Raw genomic sequence first — 16,244 nt, forward strand, 5'->3', positions numbered from 1 at the left:
CATAGCGCAGCAGCACGCCGGAGTGGATGGTGAAGTAGTCCACGCCCTGTTCCGCCTGCTCGATCAGGGTGTCGCGGAAGACTTCCCAGTTCAGGTCCTCGGCGACGCCGTTGACCTTTTCGAGGGCCTGGTAGATCGGCACCGTGCCGATCGGAACCGGGCTGTTACGGATGATCCAGTCGCGGATGTTGTGGATGTTGCGGCCGGTCGACAGGTCCATGACCGTGTCGGCGCCCCAGCGGGTCGACCACACCATCTTGTCGACCTCGTCGGCGACGGTCGACAGCACCGCCGAATTGCCGATGTTGGCGTTGATCTTGACCAGGAAGTTCCGGCCGATCGCCATCGGCTCAAGTTCGGTGTGGTTGATGTTGGCCGGGATGATCGCGCGGCCCCGCGCCACCTCGTCACGAACGAATTCCGGGGTCACGAAGTCGGGGATCGAAGCGCCGAAGTCCTCGCCGTCGCGGATCGCGCCATCATTCTCCTGGCGACGCAGGTTCTCGCGGATGGCGACATATTCCATCTCCGGGGTGATGATCCCGCGACGAGCATATTCAAGCTGGGTAACGGCGGCGCCGGCCTTGGCGCGATAGATACGGCGCGGAGCGCTGAACTGCGGCGCCAGGTGTTCGCCCTTGGCGAAGCCGTTGTCTTCAGGCTTCACCTCGCGGGGGTTTTCGACGATCTCGACGTCGCCGCGCGACACCACCCAGGGCTCGCGGGTGCGGGCCAGGCCCTTGTCGATGTCGATCGTCGCATTGGGGTCGGTGTAGGGGCCGGACGGATCATAGATCGTCACCGGCGGCTCGTTAGCCGAGGGATGCACCGACACTTCGCGGAACGGCACGCGGATGTCGGGCCACAGCACGCCCGGTTGGTAGACCTTGCGCGAACCCGGACGTTCGCCGGTCGGAATGGCGTCTTTGATAGGCGTCTGGATATTCACCGGCACGGCTCCTCTAGGCCAAAAAGGCTATGCCGGGCGAACGGGAATCCGGGCGCAGAACCGCACCCGAAACGCCTTCCCTTCGCCGGCATGACCCGGATCAGGTTCTACGGGTCGCGGGCTCGCCCGCCTCTCAGCCGCCTATGCGCGGCCCCCCGAGGACAAGCACGAGTCTTAGGCGTGAATGAAGCCGATGGAAAGCGCCGCCATCCGGGCGCAAAATGCGCGCATAGTTCGGCCCATCAGGAGAACCGTCATGAAACGCCTGCTCGTCATCACCTCGGCCCTCGCCCTGGCCGCCTGCGCCCTGCCGGCGCTGGCCGCCGATCAAGCCAAGCCGGCGACCGGCTCGCAGTGTTTCCGCATGAGCCAGATCCGGGGCCACACCAAGGCCGACGACCGGACCCTATATTTCAGCGTCGGCCTACGCGACGTCTACCGCCTGGACATGTCCGGCGCCTGCCTGGCCGGCACGACCACCAGCGACCCGCTGATCATGGAGCCGTTCGGCGGCACGGATCTCATCTGTCGCCCGATCGACCTCAATTTGAAGGTCAAGCTGGGGAATGTCGGCGCATCGCCTTGCATCATCAAGGAGATCACCAAACTGACGCCTGATCAGATCGCCGCCCTGCCGCCAAAGGTTAAGCCCTAGGCGAAAGGCCGGGGCTCGCCGCTGGCCGGGGCGACGTGCTAGTCAGGCGGCGAACTGCGGTCGACCACACTGAAAGGCGCTTGGCGTGACATTGATCCTGGGCGTTCTTGGCGGCATGGGTCCGGCGGCGACGGTCGATTTCCTCGCCAAACTTCAGGCCCTGACGCCGACCAATCGCGAACAGGACCACATCCGCACCATCGTCGACATCAACCCGCAGGTGCCGGATTTCAACGACCCGCTGGCTAAGCCGGGTCCGGTGCTGGCTGAGATGGCCGGCGCGCTGCAGGGCGCCGGGGCGCAGGTCATGGCTATCGCCTGCAACACCGCCCACACCTATGCCGACCTGATCAGCCGCTCGTCGGGCCTGCCGTTGATCGACATGATCACCACCGCATCGGTCGCAGCCCGCGACACCGGCGCGCGGCGCGCAGGCGTGCTCGGCTCGCGAACCGCCCTGAAGCTCTATCGCGAATACCTCGCCGCCCAGGGCATGGGACTGGTGACGCTCGAGCCTGATCGCCAGGCGGTGTTCATGGACCTGGTCCAGAAGATCAAGGGCGGCGATAGGAGCCGCGAGGTCCGAGCGGAAATGGCGGCCCTGACCGCCGATCTGGCTGCCGGCGGCGCGGAAACCATTATCGCCGGCTGCACCGAAGTGCCGCTGGTGGTCGAGGCCGGCGTGACCCGCCTGCCCTTCATTGATTCCAGCGAAACCCTGGCTCGCCGCTGCGTGGCGGTCTGCCTGGGCCTGGAGCCGCTGCCGGCCTGAGACGCTTTACAGGCGGCGCGCCTTGAAGGTGTCGCACGCGCCGGGATTGCCGCTTTCGAGGCCGATCCGGAACCAGCGCATGCGCTGTTCGCTGGTGCCGTGGGTGAAGGCGTCGGGCATGACCCGGCCCTGGGATTGCTTCTGGATTGCGTCGTCGCCGACCGCGGCGGCGGCCCGCATGCCGTCCTCGATGTCGGCCGGGTCGAGCGAGACCTCGCCACCGGAAACCTTCGGTGCGTGCGCGACCCAGACGCCGGCATAGCAGTCTGCTTGCAGTTCCAGCCGCACCGCCGAGCTATCGGCGCCGCGCGCGCCGCGTTCGACCTGAGCGGTCTGGCCGGTCAGATGCTGGACGTGGTGACCGATCTCGTGGGCGATGACATAGGCGCGAGCCGCCTCGCCCTTGGCGCCGAACCGGGTCTCGAGCTCCTGCCAGAAGGCCAGGTCCAGATAGACTTTCTGATCGGCCGGGCAATAGAACGGCCCCATGGCCGACTGACCCATGCCGCAGCCGGTTCCGGTCGCCTGATCATAGATGACGATTGACGCCGGCCGCTGATAGCGCTGCCCCGCCTGGGCGAAGATCGGGGTCCAGACGTCGGTGGTCGATTGCTCGATGACGTCGACGAACTGACCGCCCTCGTCGGCGGTCGTGCCGCGCACGCCTTCCTGTTGCTGGGTTTGCTGCGCGCCGCCCTCAACGACCGACATGGTGGTCGAGGGATCGATACCGAAGACGAAGTAGCCGACCAAAGCGATGATGACGCCGACCATGCCGACGCCGCCCACACCGGCGGCGCTGACGCCGCGACGGTCCTCAATATTGCCGCCCCTGCGGCCGCCCTGCCAACGCATGCCCTGGTCCTCCCGAAGCGCCCACGCTCAACGCACAAGCGGGGCGCAGGATGCGGCCGAACAGCTTCGCTGTCAGCGTCTGTTTTGCGAAGCCTCACGCACGCGGGCGCTGGAGGTGGCCAGCATATCGTCGGGCATCTGGGCGAAACCGCTCATGCTGACTTGGTCGGCAGCGGGGGGCGCCTTTGCGGGCAGGGTCAGGCTGGGCCGCGTGCGCATGGTGTCGACATCGCGCAGCCTTTGCTCGGTCTGCATCCTGGCATCCAGCGAGTTCAGCTGATTTTCCAGCGCGACCGCGCGCTGTTGCTGCTGCATCTGCTGGGCAGACAGATCCAGCTCGTACATGGCCGCTCGGTGATCGACCTGGGCCAGGGCCGCCGAGGGCGGGGATATTGTCAGTAGAGCCAGGACTTGGATGAGCCGTGTCATAGTCTGGGAACGCGCAGCCTGGGCCAAAAGCTCCCTAGCGGGTCGAAACCGAAAAGCGGGTGAGCTGCTCGCGCGGGGCACCCCATGCCGGGGCCATCTCGACCGCCTTCTGGTAGTCGAAATAGGCAGACTTGGCGTCGTCCAGCCCCTCATAGGCCAGGGCGCGGTTGAAGTAGGCTTTCTCCGGCTCGGTGATCCCGAGTTCCAAGGCCTTGTTGATGTCGGGCAGGCTGTCGGCATAGCGCTTTTGACCGATGGAGGCCGCGCCGCGATTCACATAGGCCTCGCCCATGTCGGGCTGCAGTCGGACCGCCTCATCGAAGTCGCGGGCGGCGTCGGAGTAGGACGTCCGCCGCAGCTTCAGCACGCCGCGATTGACGTAGGTCCCCGCCCGATCTCGCGGGGCCATGGCCTCGGTATCCAGCGCCAGGGTGCAGACTTCCTGAAACTTGACGTCGTCCTCTCCGTTCATGGCCGCTTTGGAGCAGCCCTGGGCGAGACCGCCGCCAAACACCGTCACCGCGCCCTCAGCTGAACCTGCGGCCGCGCAGGTCAGGATTGCAACGCTTGTCGCCATCAACAGCTTGAACATGGCCGGGCCTCCTGTGTCCGTCGGACGCCACAGCCGGCGAAGGAGCCGGCGCGGGTCCGACCTTCAGTCCAAGAGTCCGCCCAGAACGGCGTTCTGTCAATGACAGCTTGCTGCAGAAATTCGATATCAAGGCGCTGTTTTCAAGCGACTATTTCAAAATCGCGCGGACCATTTCGCGAGCAAGGTCGGCCATGTTGAACGGCTTGTGCATGACCGGCCCGGCCCAGGTCTCAGCGAGTTCTTCAAGATCCGCATAGCCGGTCATGATCACCACTGGGAAGTCGGCCCGCTCCCAACGCAAGCCGGCCGCGGTCTCGCCCCCGCTAAGACCAGGCATCGCAAAGTCCACCAGAGCCGCCTCAAGGTCCGGATCCTCGCGCATGCGGTCCAGGGCCTGCTCTCCACTCTCCGCCAAGGTGACGCGGCAGCCGAGGTCCTTCAACATCTGGGCGGTCACCGTACGCACTCCGACATCGTCATCGACCAGCAACACCCTCAGCCCCTTCAAGGCCGCGCTGTCCGGAGCGATGTCCATGCTTGGCTCGACAACGTCGAACGCCTCGGCGCGCGGCAGATAGACCCTGACCGTGGAGCCCTGATCCGGCGCGGTGTCGATCTCGACCCCGCCGCCGAGCTGCTTGGCCAGCCCTAGAACCTGCGGCAAACCAAGGCCCGACCCCTTTCCCAGCGGCTTGGTCGTAAAGAAGGGCTCAAACACTCGGGAGACCACATCAGGGGTCATGCCTTCCCCAGTGTCGGTCACCGCGATCATCACGTAGTCGCCGGCCGCGGGTCCCTCGGCGCGACGACCGCCCGCCGCGACCGTCACATTGGTGGCCGAGATGCTCACCACGCCGCCTGAAGTCATCGCGTCCCGAGCGTTGAGCGAGAGATTGACCACCATCAGCTCGACCTGCGTCGCATCGCCCAGCGCCGGCCACAGATCAGGCGCCACCGCGACCTCCAGCCGGTGGGCGCCGCCGATGGTCGGCCGCAGCAAGGCGGCGGCCGCTTCGACCGCCTGGCCGATATCCATGGCCTTCACCTCCAGCCGTTGGCGGCGGGAGAAGGCCAGGAGTTGTCCCGTCAGCTTTGCGCCTCGTTCGCCGGCCGCGCGCGCCTGTTCCAGATAGCGCACATGCTTGGGGTCGCTGAGCCGGCGCGACAGCAGGTCGAGATTGCCCAACACCGCCATCAGGAGGTTGTTGAAGTCATGGGCCACCCCGCCCGTCAGCCGGCCGATCGCCTCCATCTTTTGCGCTTGGGCGAGACTTTCCATCGCCTCGGCCAACTCCTGGGTTCGCTCGGTGACACGGGCTTCGAGCGAGGCGTTCAGATTGAGCAACTCAGCGCGTTGAGCCGCCACCTTGGCGCCGGCTTCGCGGAGCGCGGCGGCCAGGGCGTCGATTTCCTTTGTTCCCGTTGGGAACGGCGCCGGCGGCGGGCTCTCGGTCCAGGCCAGGGCGGCGTCCGCCAGACGCTCGACGGGGCGGGCCAAGCTGCGCGCCGCATAGATCGCCAGGACCGCGCCAAATCCCAGAACACATAGTCCCAGGCCCATGCCCCACAAGAGTGATTGGCGCGCCTGGCCGGCGATCTCCGACAACGGCACGGCGACCACGAACGACCAGCCATACCCCGGCGACGTGCTCCAGGCGGTGAGGCTGGGCACGCCATCCAGGGTCCGGGTGCTGGCCACGCCTGAACGAGCCCGCGCGAAGTGGCCGCGCATGGTCGGCGAGGCCGACTTGCCCACCATCTCCCCTGGGTTTCGGTTCCGGGCGACGATCAGGCCCGTGGCGTCGATGATCGAGCCGGTCCAGGTCTGGGGGAAATTCTGGTCGATCCAGACCTGCCCAAAGGATTCCGCCGTAGCTCCGGCCGCCAGGATCAGCGGCGGCGCCCCAGGCCGCTCCACCGGGATATTGAAGGAAATTATCGCTTCCTTGGCCACCGAGGCGTGGAACAGGTTCGAAACCTGCATCCGCCCACTCTCGGTCTTCGTCCAGCTAAGACCCGAGGCGCGACGCGCGCCGTTCGGCAGCGGTGCGCCCGCAGGCAGGCGGGTGTTCACCTTCTGCAGCCCGTCGGCCCCGAAAACCACTATCCAGGCGCCGGAATCGGCGGTGGCCTCACGCGCCTGAGCGTCGAACGCGGCCCAGTCTTCGGTCTTGAGGTAGGGCGACGCAGCGAGGACCTCCAGCAAGACCTCTCGCTGCCCGATCTCGCGGTCGACCACCAGGGAGAGGGCGCGCGCGGTCTCGGCCATCTGGCGTTCGACAAAATTTCGCTGCTGGTTGTAGACCGTCCATATCAACAGGCCGCCGGCGATCAGCGCCGGGATGAGGACGGCCAGCACCAGAGCCACCAGCCGGACGTGGAGGCCCGGCGCGCGTCGAGGCGAGGAAGACGCAGTTTCGTTCAAGCGATCGCTCAGCTCGGGTCGAGGTCCGCCGCTACCCTAGGGCGCATCGATGTCATAGTGAAACCAGCGACATGCGGGCTGACGATCACAGTATGCGTCAATAGGCGTCAACGCCCTTTTTCAGCTCGCCTTGCCGATGCGAAACCGGCGCGTCTCGCGAAGCAAAATGTAAAGCCCGCTGGCCGCAACGACCAGCGCCCCGATCACGGTCGCGGTGCGGGGAATTTCATCCCAGAACGCGTAGCCCAGGATGCAGGCCCAGATGAGCTGAGTGTAGTCAAAGGGCGCGACGACCGCGACGGGCGCCCGGCGCAATGCCTCGGTCAGCAGAAGTTGCCCGGTCCCGCCGACCAGACCGGTGCAGACCAGCATCACCAACGTCGTCATGTCAGGAATGACCCAGCCGCCGAACGGCAGGCTGGCCAGGCCCAGCAACATTCCCGCCAAGGTGAAATAGAAGACGATGGTCGGGCCCGGCTCAGTGCGGCCGATCTCCCGGATGGCGATCATCGCGCCGGCCGCCCCCAGGGCGCCAGCTAGGCCAAACACCGTGCCCAGCGTCGCCATATGGTTGGGATCGGGCCGGATCATGATCAGCACGCCGATGAAGCCAACGATCACCGCCCCCCAGCGATGGATCCCGACCCGTTCCTTGAGGATCGGCGCCGATAGCGCTGTCATGAACAACGGCGCGGCGAACGACAGCGCCGTGGATTCGGTCAGCGGCAGCATCGAGACCGCAGTGAACCCACAAACCATGCCGACCAGGCCAACGGTGGCCCGCGTCGCGTGACCGCCTGGGCGGCTGGTCTTCAAAATCGAGAAGCTGCTGGTGCGCGAGATATAGAAGAGCACCGGCACGAAGGCGAAGGCGTTACGGAAGAAGATGATCTCCAGCACCGGCGCGCCGCGCTCGGCGCAGGCCTTCACCAGCGCCGCGAGCCCCGCCATGCAGGCCATGGCCGCCACCCGCAGGAGGATACCCAGGCCATTGCGCTGCAGGACGGCGTGGGCTGGGGCTTCGGCGGACAAGGCGCTCTCCTTCGGGTCCCTCGCTTAGAGGGGTCGGCACGCCCACGCCATAGGGTGCGCGTACCTGCGTCAGAAAGACTGGCCTAACGTGACGTAATCGCCTCAACCTCCCCCAAACTGCTCACCAATGGGGGAATCGGCGATGACGATCGGACTGATGATGGCGGCCTGGACCCTGGTCCTGGCGTTTGCGCAAATACTGCTGTTCGATATCGCCCGGACCGGCCAGTACGGGCTCAAGTGGAACACCGGCCCCCGCGATGGCGAGATGCCGCCGTTGAGCGCCCGGGCCGAACGGCTCAAGCGCGCTCAGGACAACCTCTTCGAGACCCTGCCGCTGTTCCTTGGCGCTGTGCTGATCGCCCACGTGGCCGGCAAGGAGAGCGAGATCACTGCGCTCGGCGCGCAAATCTACTTCTGGGCGCGCGTGGCCTATGTGCCGCTCTATGCCTGGGGCGTGCGTCACGTGCGTTCGCTGGCCTGGCTGGTCAGCATCGTCGGGCTCGGCATGATCGCCCAGGCGATCCTGCTGCCCTGAGGCCAGGCGTTCGCGCCGGCCTTGCGGCTTTCGCGAATGCAGCCTGCGGTTTTTGCAGGCGAAGTGCGCTAAGCTCCAGCGGGGGCTGGCCGGAGTTGGAGTGGATGTCGCGCGTACTTGGTCTGCTGGCGGCCTTCGTCCTGATGGGGTCACAGCTTGCGGGTTGCGCCTCGTTTTCGCGCGAGGACTTCACCGTCGCCGAGGCCGAGCGCGCCGCCCTGGGCCAAGGCTCGGACATCCGCTTCAACGCCGACGATCCGCAAGCCGCGCTCGCCTTCACCGCCAAGGCGAGGGCTGAACTTGAGAAAAGCGGCGCCCAACAGTTCGACATCCTGGCCATTTCCGGCGGCGGCGCGGACGGCGCCTATGGCGCCGGCGTCATGGTCGGTTGGACGAACACCGGCGCTCGCCCCACCTTCGCGGTGGTCACCGGCGTCAGCACCGGTGCGCTGATCGCGCCCTTCGCCTTCCTGGGACCGGCCTGGGACGGCCAACTCACCGCCGCCTATGCCGGCGGCAAGGCCAGCGACATCCTGCAAAGGCGGGGCCTTGGCCTACTGTTCTCCTCCAGCCTCTTCAGCCCCAATCGCCTGCGCCAGTTGGTGGAGGCCTATGTCACTCCGGCGATGTTGCGGGAGATCGCGGCAGAGCACGCCAAGGGTCGGCGGCCGCTGATCGTCACCACCAACCTCGACACCCAGCAGACGGTGATCTGGGACATGGGGGCCATCGCCACCCGCCGAACGCCCAAAGCGCTGGCGCTGTTTCGGGATGTACTGGTGGCCTCAAGCTCGATCCCTGGAGTGTTCCCGCCGGTGATGATCCCGCTCGACGACACCGGATTGAGCCCCATTCGCGAAATGCACGTCGACGGCGCCGTCACGGCGCCGTTCGTGTCGATCCCCGAGGGCATGTTCTTTTGGGAGGCGCCAGACGGGCGCGCGCTCAAGGGCCGGGTTCATGTGATCGTCAACGGCCAGCTCGACCCGGCCTTCGCCGTCACCCGAGGACGAGTGACGGCGATCCTGGCGCGCACCTTCGACAGCATGATGAAGTCGACAGCGCGAACCCACATCGCCGCCAGCCGGGCCTTCGCCGAACGCAACGACCTCGACTTCGAGATCACCATGGTCCCGAGCGACGCCGAGAGCGGCAGCCTGAACTTCGACGCCGCCAGCATGAAGCGCCTGTTCACGCTCGGCCGCGACAATGTGATCAAAGGTATCGCCTGGCGGAAGCTGGGCTAGGCCGCGAGCACCTCATAGCCCGCGGCCCGGATCGCCTCGGCGATCGCGTCCTTGCGGTCGCTACCCTCGACGCTGACGCTCTTACTGGCCAGATCAACCTGCACCTGCGCCTTGGCTTCGACCGCCTGCACCGCCTTGGTGACGGACTGGACGCAGTGGCCGCACGTCATGCCCTGGACCTGAAAACGAAGCATCGACTTCTCCTGTTCTGACTTCACTTGCTGCAGGGATACGGTTTCCCATCATGGGAAGGTCAACCTCTCTCGGGAAAGATGTTTGGGCCTTGACCCTCCCATGATGGGAAAGTCCATCTAGGCTGGGCGTTACCGCTTAGGAGGCCCTGCCGATGTCCGACATCATATTGAAACCGCTGGAAATTCCGGTGCTAGGAATGACCTGCGCGAGCTGTGTTGGCCGGGTCGAAAAAGCTATCGCGGCGGTGCCGGGCGTCGCCAAGGCGAGCGTAAATCTCGCCGCGGAACGTGCCCATGTGGAATTCAATGGCGACGGCAATACAGAGGCGGTGGTCGAGGCCATCCGCAAGGCCGGCTATGAGCCGCTGGCCCGTGAAGTCGACCTTAAGATCGGCGGCATGACCTGCGCGAGCTGCGTCGGCCGGGTGGAGCGGGCGCTGAAGACCGTGCCGGGCGTCCTCTCCGCCGAGGTCAATCTGGCGACCGAGCGCGCCCATGTCAGCGCCCTGGCCGGCGCCGCCGAGTTGCCCGCGCTGATCGCTGCGGTGGAACAGGCGGGCTACCAGGCCGAGCCGGTCGGCGAGGCGACGCCCGACATGGCCGACCGCGAGGCCGAGGCAAGGCAAGCGGAAATCACCGCCCTGAAGCGCGCGGCCATGGTCGCCGCGGCCGGCACCCTGCCTCTGTTCCTGGTCGAGATGGGCCGTCACTTCATTCCGGGCGTCCACCACTGGCTGGAAGCGACCATCGGCGAGCAGCCCTGGCGGCTGGCGAGCTTCGTGCTGGCGGCCCTGGTGCTGTTCGGCCCCGGCCTGCGGTTCTTCCGCAAGGGCGTTCCCAATTTGATCCGCCGCACGCCGGACATGAACTCGCTGGTCGTCCTCGGGACCAGCGCGGCCTTCGCCTATTCGGCGGTGGCGACCTTCGCGCCGCAATTGCTGCCGGCCGGCGCGGACCACGTCTATTACGAAGCCGCCGCCGTCATTGTGACCCTAATCCTGCTGGGCCGCTTGTTCGAGGCCCAGGCCAAGGGCCGTACCAGCGAAGCCATCAAGCGGCTGATGACCCTGCAGGCCAAGACCGCCCGAGTGGTACGCGAGGGTGAAGAGCAGGAGATCGCCATCGCCGAGGTCGTCGCCGGCGACATCCTCGCGGTTCGTCCGGGCGAGCGCATCGCCGTCGACGGCGAGGTCGTGGAAGGCGCCTCCTTCGTCGATGAATCGATGATCACCGGCGAGCCCATTCCAGTCGAGAAGTCTGTCGGCGCGACCGTCGTCGGCGGCACGGTGAACAAGACCGGGGCCTTCCGCTTCCGCGCCACCAAGGTCGGCGCCGAAACCATGCTGGCCCAGATCGTCCGCATGGTCGAAACCGCTCAGGGCGCCAAGCTGCCGATCCAGGCGCTTGTAGACAAGGTGACCGGCTGGTTCGTGCCCGCCGTCATCGCCGCCGCCCTGCTGACCTTCGCCGCCTGGTGGCTGCTGGGGCCGAGCCCGGCGCTCGCGTTCGCCCTGGTCAACGCCGTGGCCGTGCTGATCATCGCCTGCCCCTGCGCCATGGGACTGGCGACACCGACCTCAATCATGGTCGGGACCGGCAAGGCCGCCGAGCTCGGCGTTCTGTTCCGGCGGGGTGAAGCCTTGCAAGGCCTACGCGACGTCAAGGTCGTGGCCTTCGACAAGACCGGCACCTTGACGCTGGGCCGTCCGGCCCTGACCGATTTGCAGACCGCCGATGGCTTCGATGAGGCTGAGGTCCTGAGCCTAGTCGCCGGCGTTGAGACGCGCTCCGAACACCCGATCGCCGAGGCCATCGTCGAGGAAGCCAAGACCAGGGGCCTGACCGTGGCCTCGCCGGACGCCTTCGAAGCGGTCCCCGGCTTCGGCGCGCAAGCCTTGGTCGGCGGCCGCAGGGTCCAGGTCGGCGCCGACCGCTACATGCGCAAGCTCGGCCTGGACGTCGCGATCTTCCAAGAGACCGCCGCCCGCTTGGGCGCCGAGGCCAAGAGCCCGCTCTACGCCGCCATCGACGGCAAGCTAGCGGCGATCATCGCCGTCGCCGACCCGATCAAGCCCACCACCAAGGAGGCGCTGGACGCCCTGCACGCCATGGGGCTGAAGGTGGTCATGATCACCGGCGACAACGCCGCCACCGCCCGCGCAGTCGCCAAGTCGCTGGGGCTCGACGAGGTGGTCGCCGAGGTGCTGCCCGACGGTAAGGTCGAGGCGGTCCAAGGCCTTCGCAAACGCTATGGCCCCATCGCCTTTGTCGGCGACGGTGTGAACGACGCCCCTGCCCTCGCCTCGGCAGACATCGGCATCGCCATGGGCGCGGGCACCGACGTCGCCATCGAGAGCGCCGACATCGTGCTGATGCGCGGCGACCTGCGTGCCGTCGCCACCGCCATGTCGCTGAGCCGCGCGGTCTTGAACAACATCCGCCAGAACCTGATCTGGGCGTTTGGGTACAACGTCGTCTTGATCCCGGTGGCCGCGGGCCTGCTCTATCCGGCCTTCGGGATCCTGCTGTCGCCGATGTTCGCGGCCGGGGCGATGGCGCTATCCAGCGTCAGCGTGCTCACCAACGCCCTGCGCCTGAAGACCTTCCGCCCGCCGTTCGCGGCCCATTCCTAGGAGGACGAGATGAACATCGGTCAAGCTTCGAAGGCCTCGGGCGTCTCCACCAAGATGATCCGCTATTACGACGAGATTGGCCTGGTGCGCCCGGCCAGCCGAACGGAGTCCAACTATCGCGAGTTCGACGAGCGCGAGGTCAACGAACTGCGCTTCATCCGCCGCGCCCGCTCGCTAGGTTTCTCGATGCCGGAGATCACCCAGTTGCTGTCGCTGTGGCGCGACCGCGAGCGCCCGAGTCGCGAGGTGAAGGCCATCGCCGAAAAGCACGTGAACGAACTCGACGCCAGGATTGCCGAGATGCAGACCATGGCCGACACCCTGCGCCATCTGTCGCACTGCTGCGCCGGGGACGACCGTCCCGATTGCCCGATCCTGGCCGATCTGACCGGCGGCCGCTCGCCCGTCGAATCCAAGGGGGCCGATGTTCGCGGGCGCTGAAGCCGAGGACCACGACACGCGCGCACCTGATTCTTCGGCGATATCGGCCCGCGCCGGCGCCTATCTGTCGCAAAGGATGCAGGTTGGCGAAGATGCTCCGTTGATCGCAGCCCAGCTCTGACGTAGATGGTCGCTCACGCCCCTTTGGTGGAATTGGTAGACACACGGCACTCAAAATGCCGCGCTGAAAGGCATCCCGGTTCGAGTCCGGGAGGGGGCACCACACCGCTCGCGTTGCAGTTTCTCACGAACGCACGCCGCTATCCTGCTGACACGATGATTTTACAGGCCAAAAAGCGTGGCCTTAGGTTGAGCTTTGTCCGCTCGCCCCTCGACGCGCCGCCCCCAGAATGATAATCGTTCGCAAATAGTGCGCGTCAAGGATCTCCCATGAACGACATCTCGACCCGGCCGGCGGCCGAGGCCCCCCCGGTTGAGGGCGCCATCGTGCGCCTGAGCGAGGCGTCCCTGGGCGATGTCGGAACGATCGTCGATGTCCGCGCGGAGAGCTCGCCGGACAACCACGGCGTCAATCTCGAGGAACTACAGCGCCGGTTGCTGGAGTTCGGCTTCGTCGAAGGCGCACGCATCCAGGTGATTCATGAAGGCGCCATTCGCCGCGATCCGATCGCCGTGCGCCTGGACGACATGCGCGTGGCCCTGCGCCGCCGCGACGCCGAAGATATCTATATTCTGCTGGATGGAGCCAAGACGTGAGCGAGACCCTGACGTCGGCCCGCGTCGCCCTGGTCGGCAACCCCAACTCCGGCAAGACCGCTCTCTTCAACGCCCTCACCGGCTCGCGCCAGAAGGTCGCCAACTACGCCGGCGTCACGGTCGAGCGCAAGGAAGGCATGATCACCTCGGCCGCCGGGCGGAACCTGTACGTCCTCGACCTGCCGGGCACCTATTCGCTGCGCGCCCGCAGCCCCGACGAGGCGGTGACCCGCGACGCCGTGCTGGGCCGGCTGGAGGGCGAGACCCCGCCTGACGTAGTGGTCTGCGTGGCCGACGCCACCAACCTGCGACTGGTCCTGCGACTGGCCATGGAGCTGAAGCAGGTCGGACGCCCGATGGTGCTGGCGCTCAACATGTACGACATCGCCCAACGCCAGGGCCTGCGGATCGATCTGGAAGGCCTGAGCCGCGAGATCGGCGCCCCGATCGTCACGACCGTCGCTACCCGCAAGCGCGGGATCGAGGACCTGGTGGCCCAGGTCGACGCCTTGGCCGCCGCGGGTCAGCTGGTCGGCGAGAACACCTGGCGCGAACCCAACGCCGCCGAAATCCGCCAGGCCCACGCCGAAGCCCAACGCCTGGTGCGCACCTATGTTCGCCCGCCCGAGCATCCCGACACCTGGACCGGCAAGATCGACAAGGTGCTGCTGCATCCGGTCGGCGGCCTGGCCATCCTGCTCGGCCTCCTGTTCGTCATGTTCCAAGCGGTCTTCACCTGGGCGACGCCGGCGATGGACGGGATCGAGGCGATCTTCGGCGCGCTCGGCCAGTTCGTCGGCGCCTATGTCTCCAACGACCTTCTGCGAAGCCTGATATCCGACGGGATAATCGCCGGGGTCGGCAGCGTCCTGGTGTTCCTGCCCCAGATCCTGGTCCTGTTCTTCTTCATTATCCTGCTGGAAGACCTGGGCTACATGGCCCGCGCGGCCTTCCTGATGGACCGCATCATGGGCGGCGCCGGCCTGCACGGCCGCGCCTTCATCCCGCTGCTGTCGTCCTTCGCCTGCGCCATCCCCGGCATCATGTCGACGCGGGTGATCGACTCCAAGGAAGACCGGCTGACCACGATACTGGTCGCGCCGCTGATGACCTGTTCGGCACGGATTCCCGTCTACACCCTGATCATCGGGGCCTTCATTCCCAACGAGCGCGTCTGGGGTTTCGCCAGTCTGCAAGGCCTGGTGATGTTCGGCCTCTACGCCTCCGGCATCCTCAGCGCCCTGGCGATCTCGTTCGTGATCCGCCGGGTCTTCTGGCGCGGCACGGTCGAGCCGTTCCTGATGGAGCTGCCGACGTACAAGATGCCTGAACCAAAGAGCGTGCTGCGCAATCTGCTGGTGCGGGCCAAGATCTTCCTCAACCGCGCAGGCCGCATCATCCTGCCGATGATGATCCTGATCTGGGTGCTCTCGACCTTCCCCTATCCGCCGGAAGGCGCCACCCAGCCAGCCATCGACTACAGCTTCGCCGGCATGATCGGCCACGCGATCCAGCCGCTGCTCGCCCCCATCGGCTTCAATTGGCAGATGTCGATCGCGCTGGTCCCCGGCATGGCGGCGCGCGAGGTGGCGGTGGCCGCGCTCGGGACCGTCTACGCCATCGGCGATGCGGAGAACAATGTCGGCGCCCTGGGCACCGCCCTGGCCAACCATTGGTCGCTGGCCACTGGCCTGTCGTTCCTGGCCTGGTATGTGTTCGCCCCGCAGTGCGCGCCCACCTTGGGCGTCGTGAAGCGCGAGACCAACAGCTGGCGCTGGCCGGTGATCATGTTCGTCTACATGGTCGCGTTGGCCTACACCGCCTCGTTCATCGTCTACCACACGGCCGTGGCGCTCGGAGGCGGTTAGCGCCGCTTCAACCTAAAGCTGATATTAAGCATCCCCATTAACCACCCGCTAAACTGGAGAGTCATAGCGTCTCAACATTGGGTGGGGACTAGAATGGACCGAGCTCTTAAGCAATCACGCCGCAAGGCGGCCCCGCGTCCGACGAGCGAACACCTCGTCGAACGCATCCGCGAGACCTTGCTGTTCTTCGGCGGCGAAGCGCATCGCCGCGACGTCATCGCCAATGTCGCCCGCGACATCGGCGTGGACGTCAAGAACATCCCCGAGGATCTCGAAAACGCGATGATCGTCTCGTTCGAAGAGACCTGGCGAGACGAAGCACGCCGCGCGACCTACGGCTTCCATCTGCGGTTCGGCGAAGGCTCGCACCGCTGGGGCCTCAAGCTGGCGACGGCGCACTAGCGCCTCGCGAGCGCCTACGCCAAGGCCCCGCCGCCCAGCGCATCGGCCGCGCCTTGCAGCCGGTTCAACAACCGTTTGAGCAGAGCCACATCGGCCGGTGCAAGCCCCGCGATTAAAGCCGCCTCATAGGCCAAGGCCAGGGGCGCGATCTCCGCATGCAGTCGCGCGCCCTCCCGGCTGAGATCCAGCACGTGCGAGCGGCCATCTGCGTGATGATCTGACCGTTCGATCAGGCGGCGATTGGACAGGCCGCGGGCGGCTCGGCTGACCGTCACCTTGTCCATGCCCGTTCGCTCGACGATACCGCGCTGCGTCGTGCCGCCATCCTCGGCGAGCACGCAGATCAACCGCCATTGCGGCACCGAGAGGCCGAAGCGGTCCTCATAGGCCCGCGCGATCAGACCGCTCACAGCGTTCGACGCCACCGAAAGCCGATAGGGCAGATAATCGTCCAGCTTCAGCCCGCCTTGCGCGGCCTCAGTCTGTGACAGCATG

Annotated in this window: 17 protein-coding genes, 1 tRNA gene and 1 riboswitch; of the genes, 10 read left to right on the forward strand and 8 right to left on the reverse strand. The window is 66.4% G+C overall.

The window, feature by feature from the left end:
• On the reverse strand, window positions 1-949 hold a 949-nt coding region (locus Q8M13_RS14765), incomplete at its 3' end, for a phosphomethylpyrimidine synthase ThiC (protein WP_305300759.1).
• Window positions 950-1,009: 60 nt separating this feature from the next.
• A riboswitch (TPP riboswitch) is annotated at window positions 1,010-1,117 on the reverse strand.
• An 88-nt stretch (window positions 1,118-1,205) separates the two neighbouring features.
• On the opposite strand from Q8M13_RS14765, the gene Q8M13_RS14770 reads away from it, so the two are divergent.
• Both Q8M13_RS14770 and Q8M13_RS14775 read left to right on the forward strand, forming a co-directional pair.
• Window positions 1,206-1,604 (forward strand): DUF6491 family protein, encoded by a 399-nt coding sequence (locus Q8M13_RS14770; protein ID WP_305300760.1) that lies wholly within the window; start codon window positions 1,206-1,208, stop codon window positions 1,602-1,604.
• An 85-nt stretch (window positions 1,605-1,689) separates the two neighbouring features.
• On the forward strand, window positions 1,690-2,376 hold the full coding sequence (locus tag Q8M13_RS14775) for an aspartate/glutamate racemase family protein (protein ID WP_305300761.1): 687 nt from the start codon (window positions 1,690-1,692) through the stop codon (window positions 2,374-2,376).
• A gap of 6 nt (window positions 2,377-2,382) precedes the next feature.
• Here Q8M13_RS14775 and Q8M13_RS14780 read toward each other — a convergent pair whose 3' ends face one another.
• From Q8M13_RS14780 to Q8M13_RS14800, 5 genes are all read right to left on the reverse strand, one after another.
• Window positions 2,383-3,231 (reverse strand): neutral zinc metallopeptidase, encoded by an 849-nt coding sequence (locus Q8M13_RS14780; RefSeq protein WP_305300762.1) that lies wholly within the window; start codon window positions 3,229-3,231, stop codon window positions 2,383-2,385.
• Between the two features lie 72 nt (window positions 3,232-3,303).
• Window positions 3,304-3,576, reverse strand: a complete 273-nt coding sequence (locus Q8M13_RS14785) for a hypothetical protein (protein WP_305300763.1) — start codon at window positions 3,574-3,576, stop codon at window positions 3,304-3,306.
• A 118-nt stretch (window positions 3,577-3,694) separates the two neighbouring features.
• Window positions 3,695-4,252 (reverse strand): tetratricopeptide repeat protein, encoded by a 558-nt coding sequence (locus Q8M13_RS14790; protein WP_305300764.1) that lies wholly within the window; start codon window positions 4,250-4,252, stop codon window positions 3,695-3,697.
• Window positions 4,253-4,400: 148 nt separating this feature from the next.
• Entirely contained in the window at window positions 4,401-6,677 is a 2,277-nt protein-coding gene (locus tag Q8M13_RS14795) for an ATP-binding protein (RefSeq protein ID WP_305300766.1), read from the reverse strand.
• 120 nt (window positions 6,678-6,797) lie between these two features.
• Entirely contained in the window at window positions 6,798-7,709 is a 912-nt protein-coding gene (locus Q8M13_RS14800) for a DMT family transporter (protein ID WP_305300767.1), read from the reverse strand.
• Window positions 7,710-7,851: 142 nt separating this feature from the next.
• Here Q8M13_RS14800 and Q8M13_RS14805 point away from each other — a divergent pair, with 142 nt between their 5' ends.
• Entirely contained in the window at window positions 7,852-8,247 is a 396-nt protein-coding gene (locus tag Q8M13_RS14805) for an MAPEG family protein (RefSeq protein WP_305300768.1), read from the forward strand.
• Window positions 8,248-8,351: 104 nt separating this feature from the next.
• On the forward strand, window positions 8,352-9,494 hold the full coding sequence (locus tag Q8M13_RS14810) for a patatin-like phospholipase family protein (protein WP_305300770.1): 1,143 nt from the start codon (window positions 8,352-8,354) through the stop codon (window positions 9,492-9,494).
• Here Q8M13_RS14810 and Q8M13_RS14815 read toward each other — a convergent pair.
• A complete protein-coding gene (locus tag Q8M13_RS14815; protein WP_305300771.1) occupies window positions 9,491-9,688 on the reverse strand; it encodes a heavy-metal-associated domain-containing protein in 198 nt (65 codons plus the stop codon). The two genes, Q8M13_RS14810 and Q8M13_RS14815, sit on opposite strands and share 4 nt — an antisense overlap.
• Window positions 9,689-9,840: 152 nt before the next feature.
• Here Q8M13_RS14815 and Q8M13_RS14820 point away from each other — a divergent pair, with 152 nt between their 5' ends.
• From Q8M13_RS14820 to Q8M13_RS14845, 6 genes are all read left to right on the forward strand, one after another.
• Window positions 9,841-12,321: a heavy metal translocating P-type ATPase gene (locus tag Q8M13_RS14820; RefSeq protein WP_305300772.1), complete on the forward strand. Its 2,481-nt coding sequence runs from the start codon at window positions 9,841-9,843 to the stop codon at window positions 12,319-12,321.
• 9 nt (window positions 12,322-12,330) lie between these two features.
• On the forward strand, window positions 12,331-12,762 hold the full coding sequence (cueR, locus tag Q8M13_RS14825) for a Cu(I)-responsive transcriptional regulator (protein WP_305300773.1): 432 nt from the start codon (window positions 12,331-12,333) through the stop codon (window positions 12,760-12,762).
• 138 nt (window positions 12,763-12,900) lie between these two features.
• A tRNA-Leu gene (locus Q8M13_RS14830) sits at window positions 12,901-12,985 on the forward strand.
• 167 nt (window positions 12,986-13,152) lie between these two features.
• Window positions 13,153-13,479, forward strand: a complete 327-nt coding sequence (locus tag Q8M13_RS14835; RefSeq protein WP_305300774.1) for a FeoA family protein — start codon at window positions 13,153-13,155, stop codon at window positions 13,477-13,479.
• Window positions 13,476-15,347, forward strand: a complete 1,872-nt coding sequence (locus tag Q8M13_RS14840) for a ferrous iron transporter B (protein ID WP_305300775.1) — start codon at window positions 13,476-13,478, stop codon at window positions 15,345-15,347. The genes Q8M13_RS14835 and Q8M13_RS14840 overlap by 4 nt, the downstream gene beginning before the upstream one ends.
• 93 nt (window positions 15,348-15,440) lie before the next feature.
• On the forward strand, window positions 15,441-15,749 hold the full coding sequence (locus Q8M13_RS14845) for a hypothetical protein (RefSeq protein ID WP_305300776.1): 309 nt from the start codon (window positions 15,441-15,443) through the stop codon (window positions 15,747-15,749).
• A gap of 14 nt (window positions 15,750-15,763) precedes the next feature.
• On the opposite strand, the gene Q8M13_RS14850 is transcribed toward Q8M13_RS14845, so the two are convergent.
• Complete coding sequence (locus Q8M13_RS14850) at window positions 15,764-16,243, reverse strand: MarR family winged helix-turn-helix transcriptional regulator (protein WP_305300882.1); 480 nt, start codon at window positions 16,241-16,243, stop codon at window positions 15,764-15,766.
• Window position 16,244: the final 1 nt, after the last annotated feature.

This window comes from Phenylobacterium sp., assembly GCF_030681155.1.
In the GTDB taxonomy this organism is placed as follows: domain Bacteria; phylum Pseudomonadota; class Alphaproteobacteria; order Caulobacterales; family Caulobacteraceae; genus Phenylobacterium.

Bases quoted from the DNA above. Each gene is read 5' to 3' on its own strand.
- Q8M13_RS14770 (WP_305300760.1), top strand. From the start codon at position 1,206: ATGAAACGCCTGCTCGTCATCACCTCGGCCCTCGCCCTGGCCGCCTGC.
- Q8M13_RS14780 (WP_305300762.1), bottom strand. From the start codon at position 3,231: ATGCGTTGGCAGGGCGGCCGCAGGGGCGGCAATATTGAGGACCGTCGC.
- Q8M13_RS14785 (WP_305300763.1), bottom strand. From the start codon at position 3,576: ATGTACGAGCTGGATCTGTCTGCCCAGCAGATGCAGCAGCAACAGCGC.
- Q8M13_RS14790 (WP_305300764.1), bottom strand. From the start codon at position 4,252: ATGTTCAAGCTGTTGATGGCGACAAGCGTTGCAATCCTGACCTGCGCG.
- Q8M13_RS14805 (WP_305300768.1), top strand. From the start codon at position 7,852: ATGACGATCGGACTGATGATGGCGGCCTGGACCCTGGTCCTGGCGTTT.
- Q8M13_RS14810 (WP_305300770.1), top strand. From the start codon at position 8,352: ATGTCGCGCGTACTTGGTCTGCTGGCGGCCTTCGTCCTGATGGGGTCA.
- Q8M13_RS14815 (WP_305300771.1), bottom strand. From the start codon at position 9,688: ATGCTTCGTTTTCAGGTCCAGGGCATGACGTGCGGCCACTGCGTCCAG.
- Q8M13_RS14820 (WP_305300772.1), top strand. From the start codon at position 9,841: ATGTCCGACATCATATTGAAACCGCTGGAAATTCCGGTGCTAGGAATG.
- cueR (WP_305300773.1), top strand. From the start codon at position 12,331: ATGAACATCGGTCAAGCTTCGAAGGCCTCGGGCGTCTCCACCAAGATG.
- Q8M13_RS14835 (WP_305300774.1), top strand. From the start codon at position 13,153: ATGAACGACATCTCGACCCGGCCGGCGGCCGAGGCCCCCCCGGTTGAG.
- Q8M13_RS14845 (WP_305300776.1), top strand. From the start codon at position 15,441: ATGGACCGAGCTCTTAAGCAATCACGCCGCAAGGCGGCCCCGCGTCCG.
- Q8M13_RS14850 (WP_305300882.1), bottom strand. From the start codon at position 16,243: ATGCTGTCACAGACTGAGGCCGCGCAAGGCGGGCTGAAGCTGGACGAT.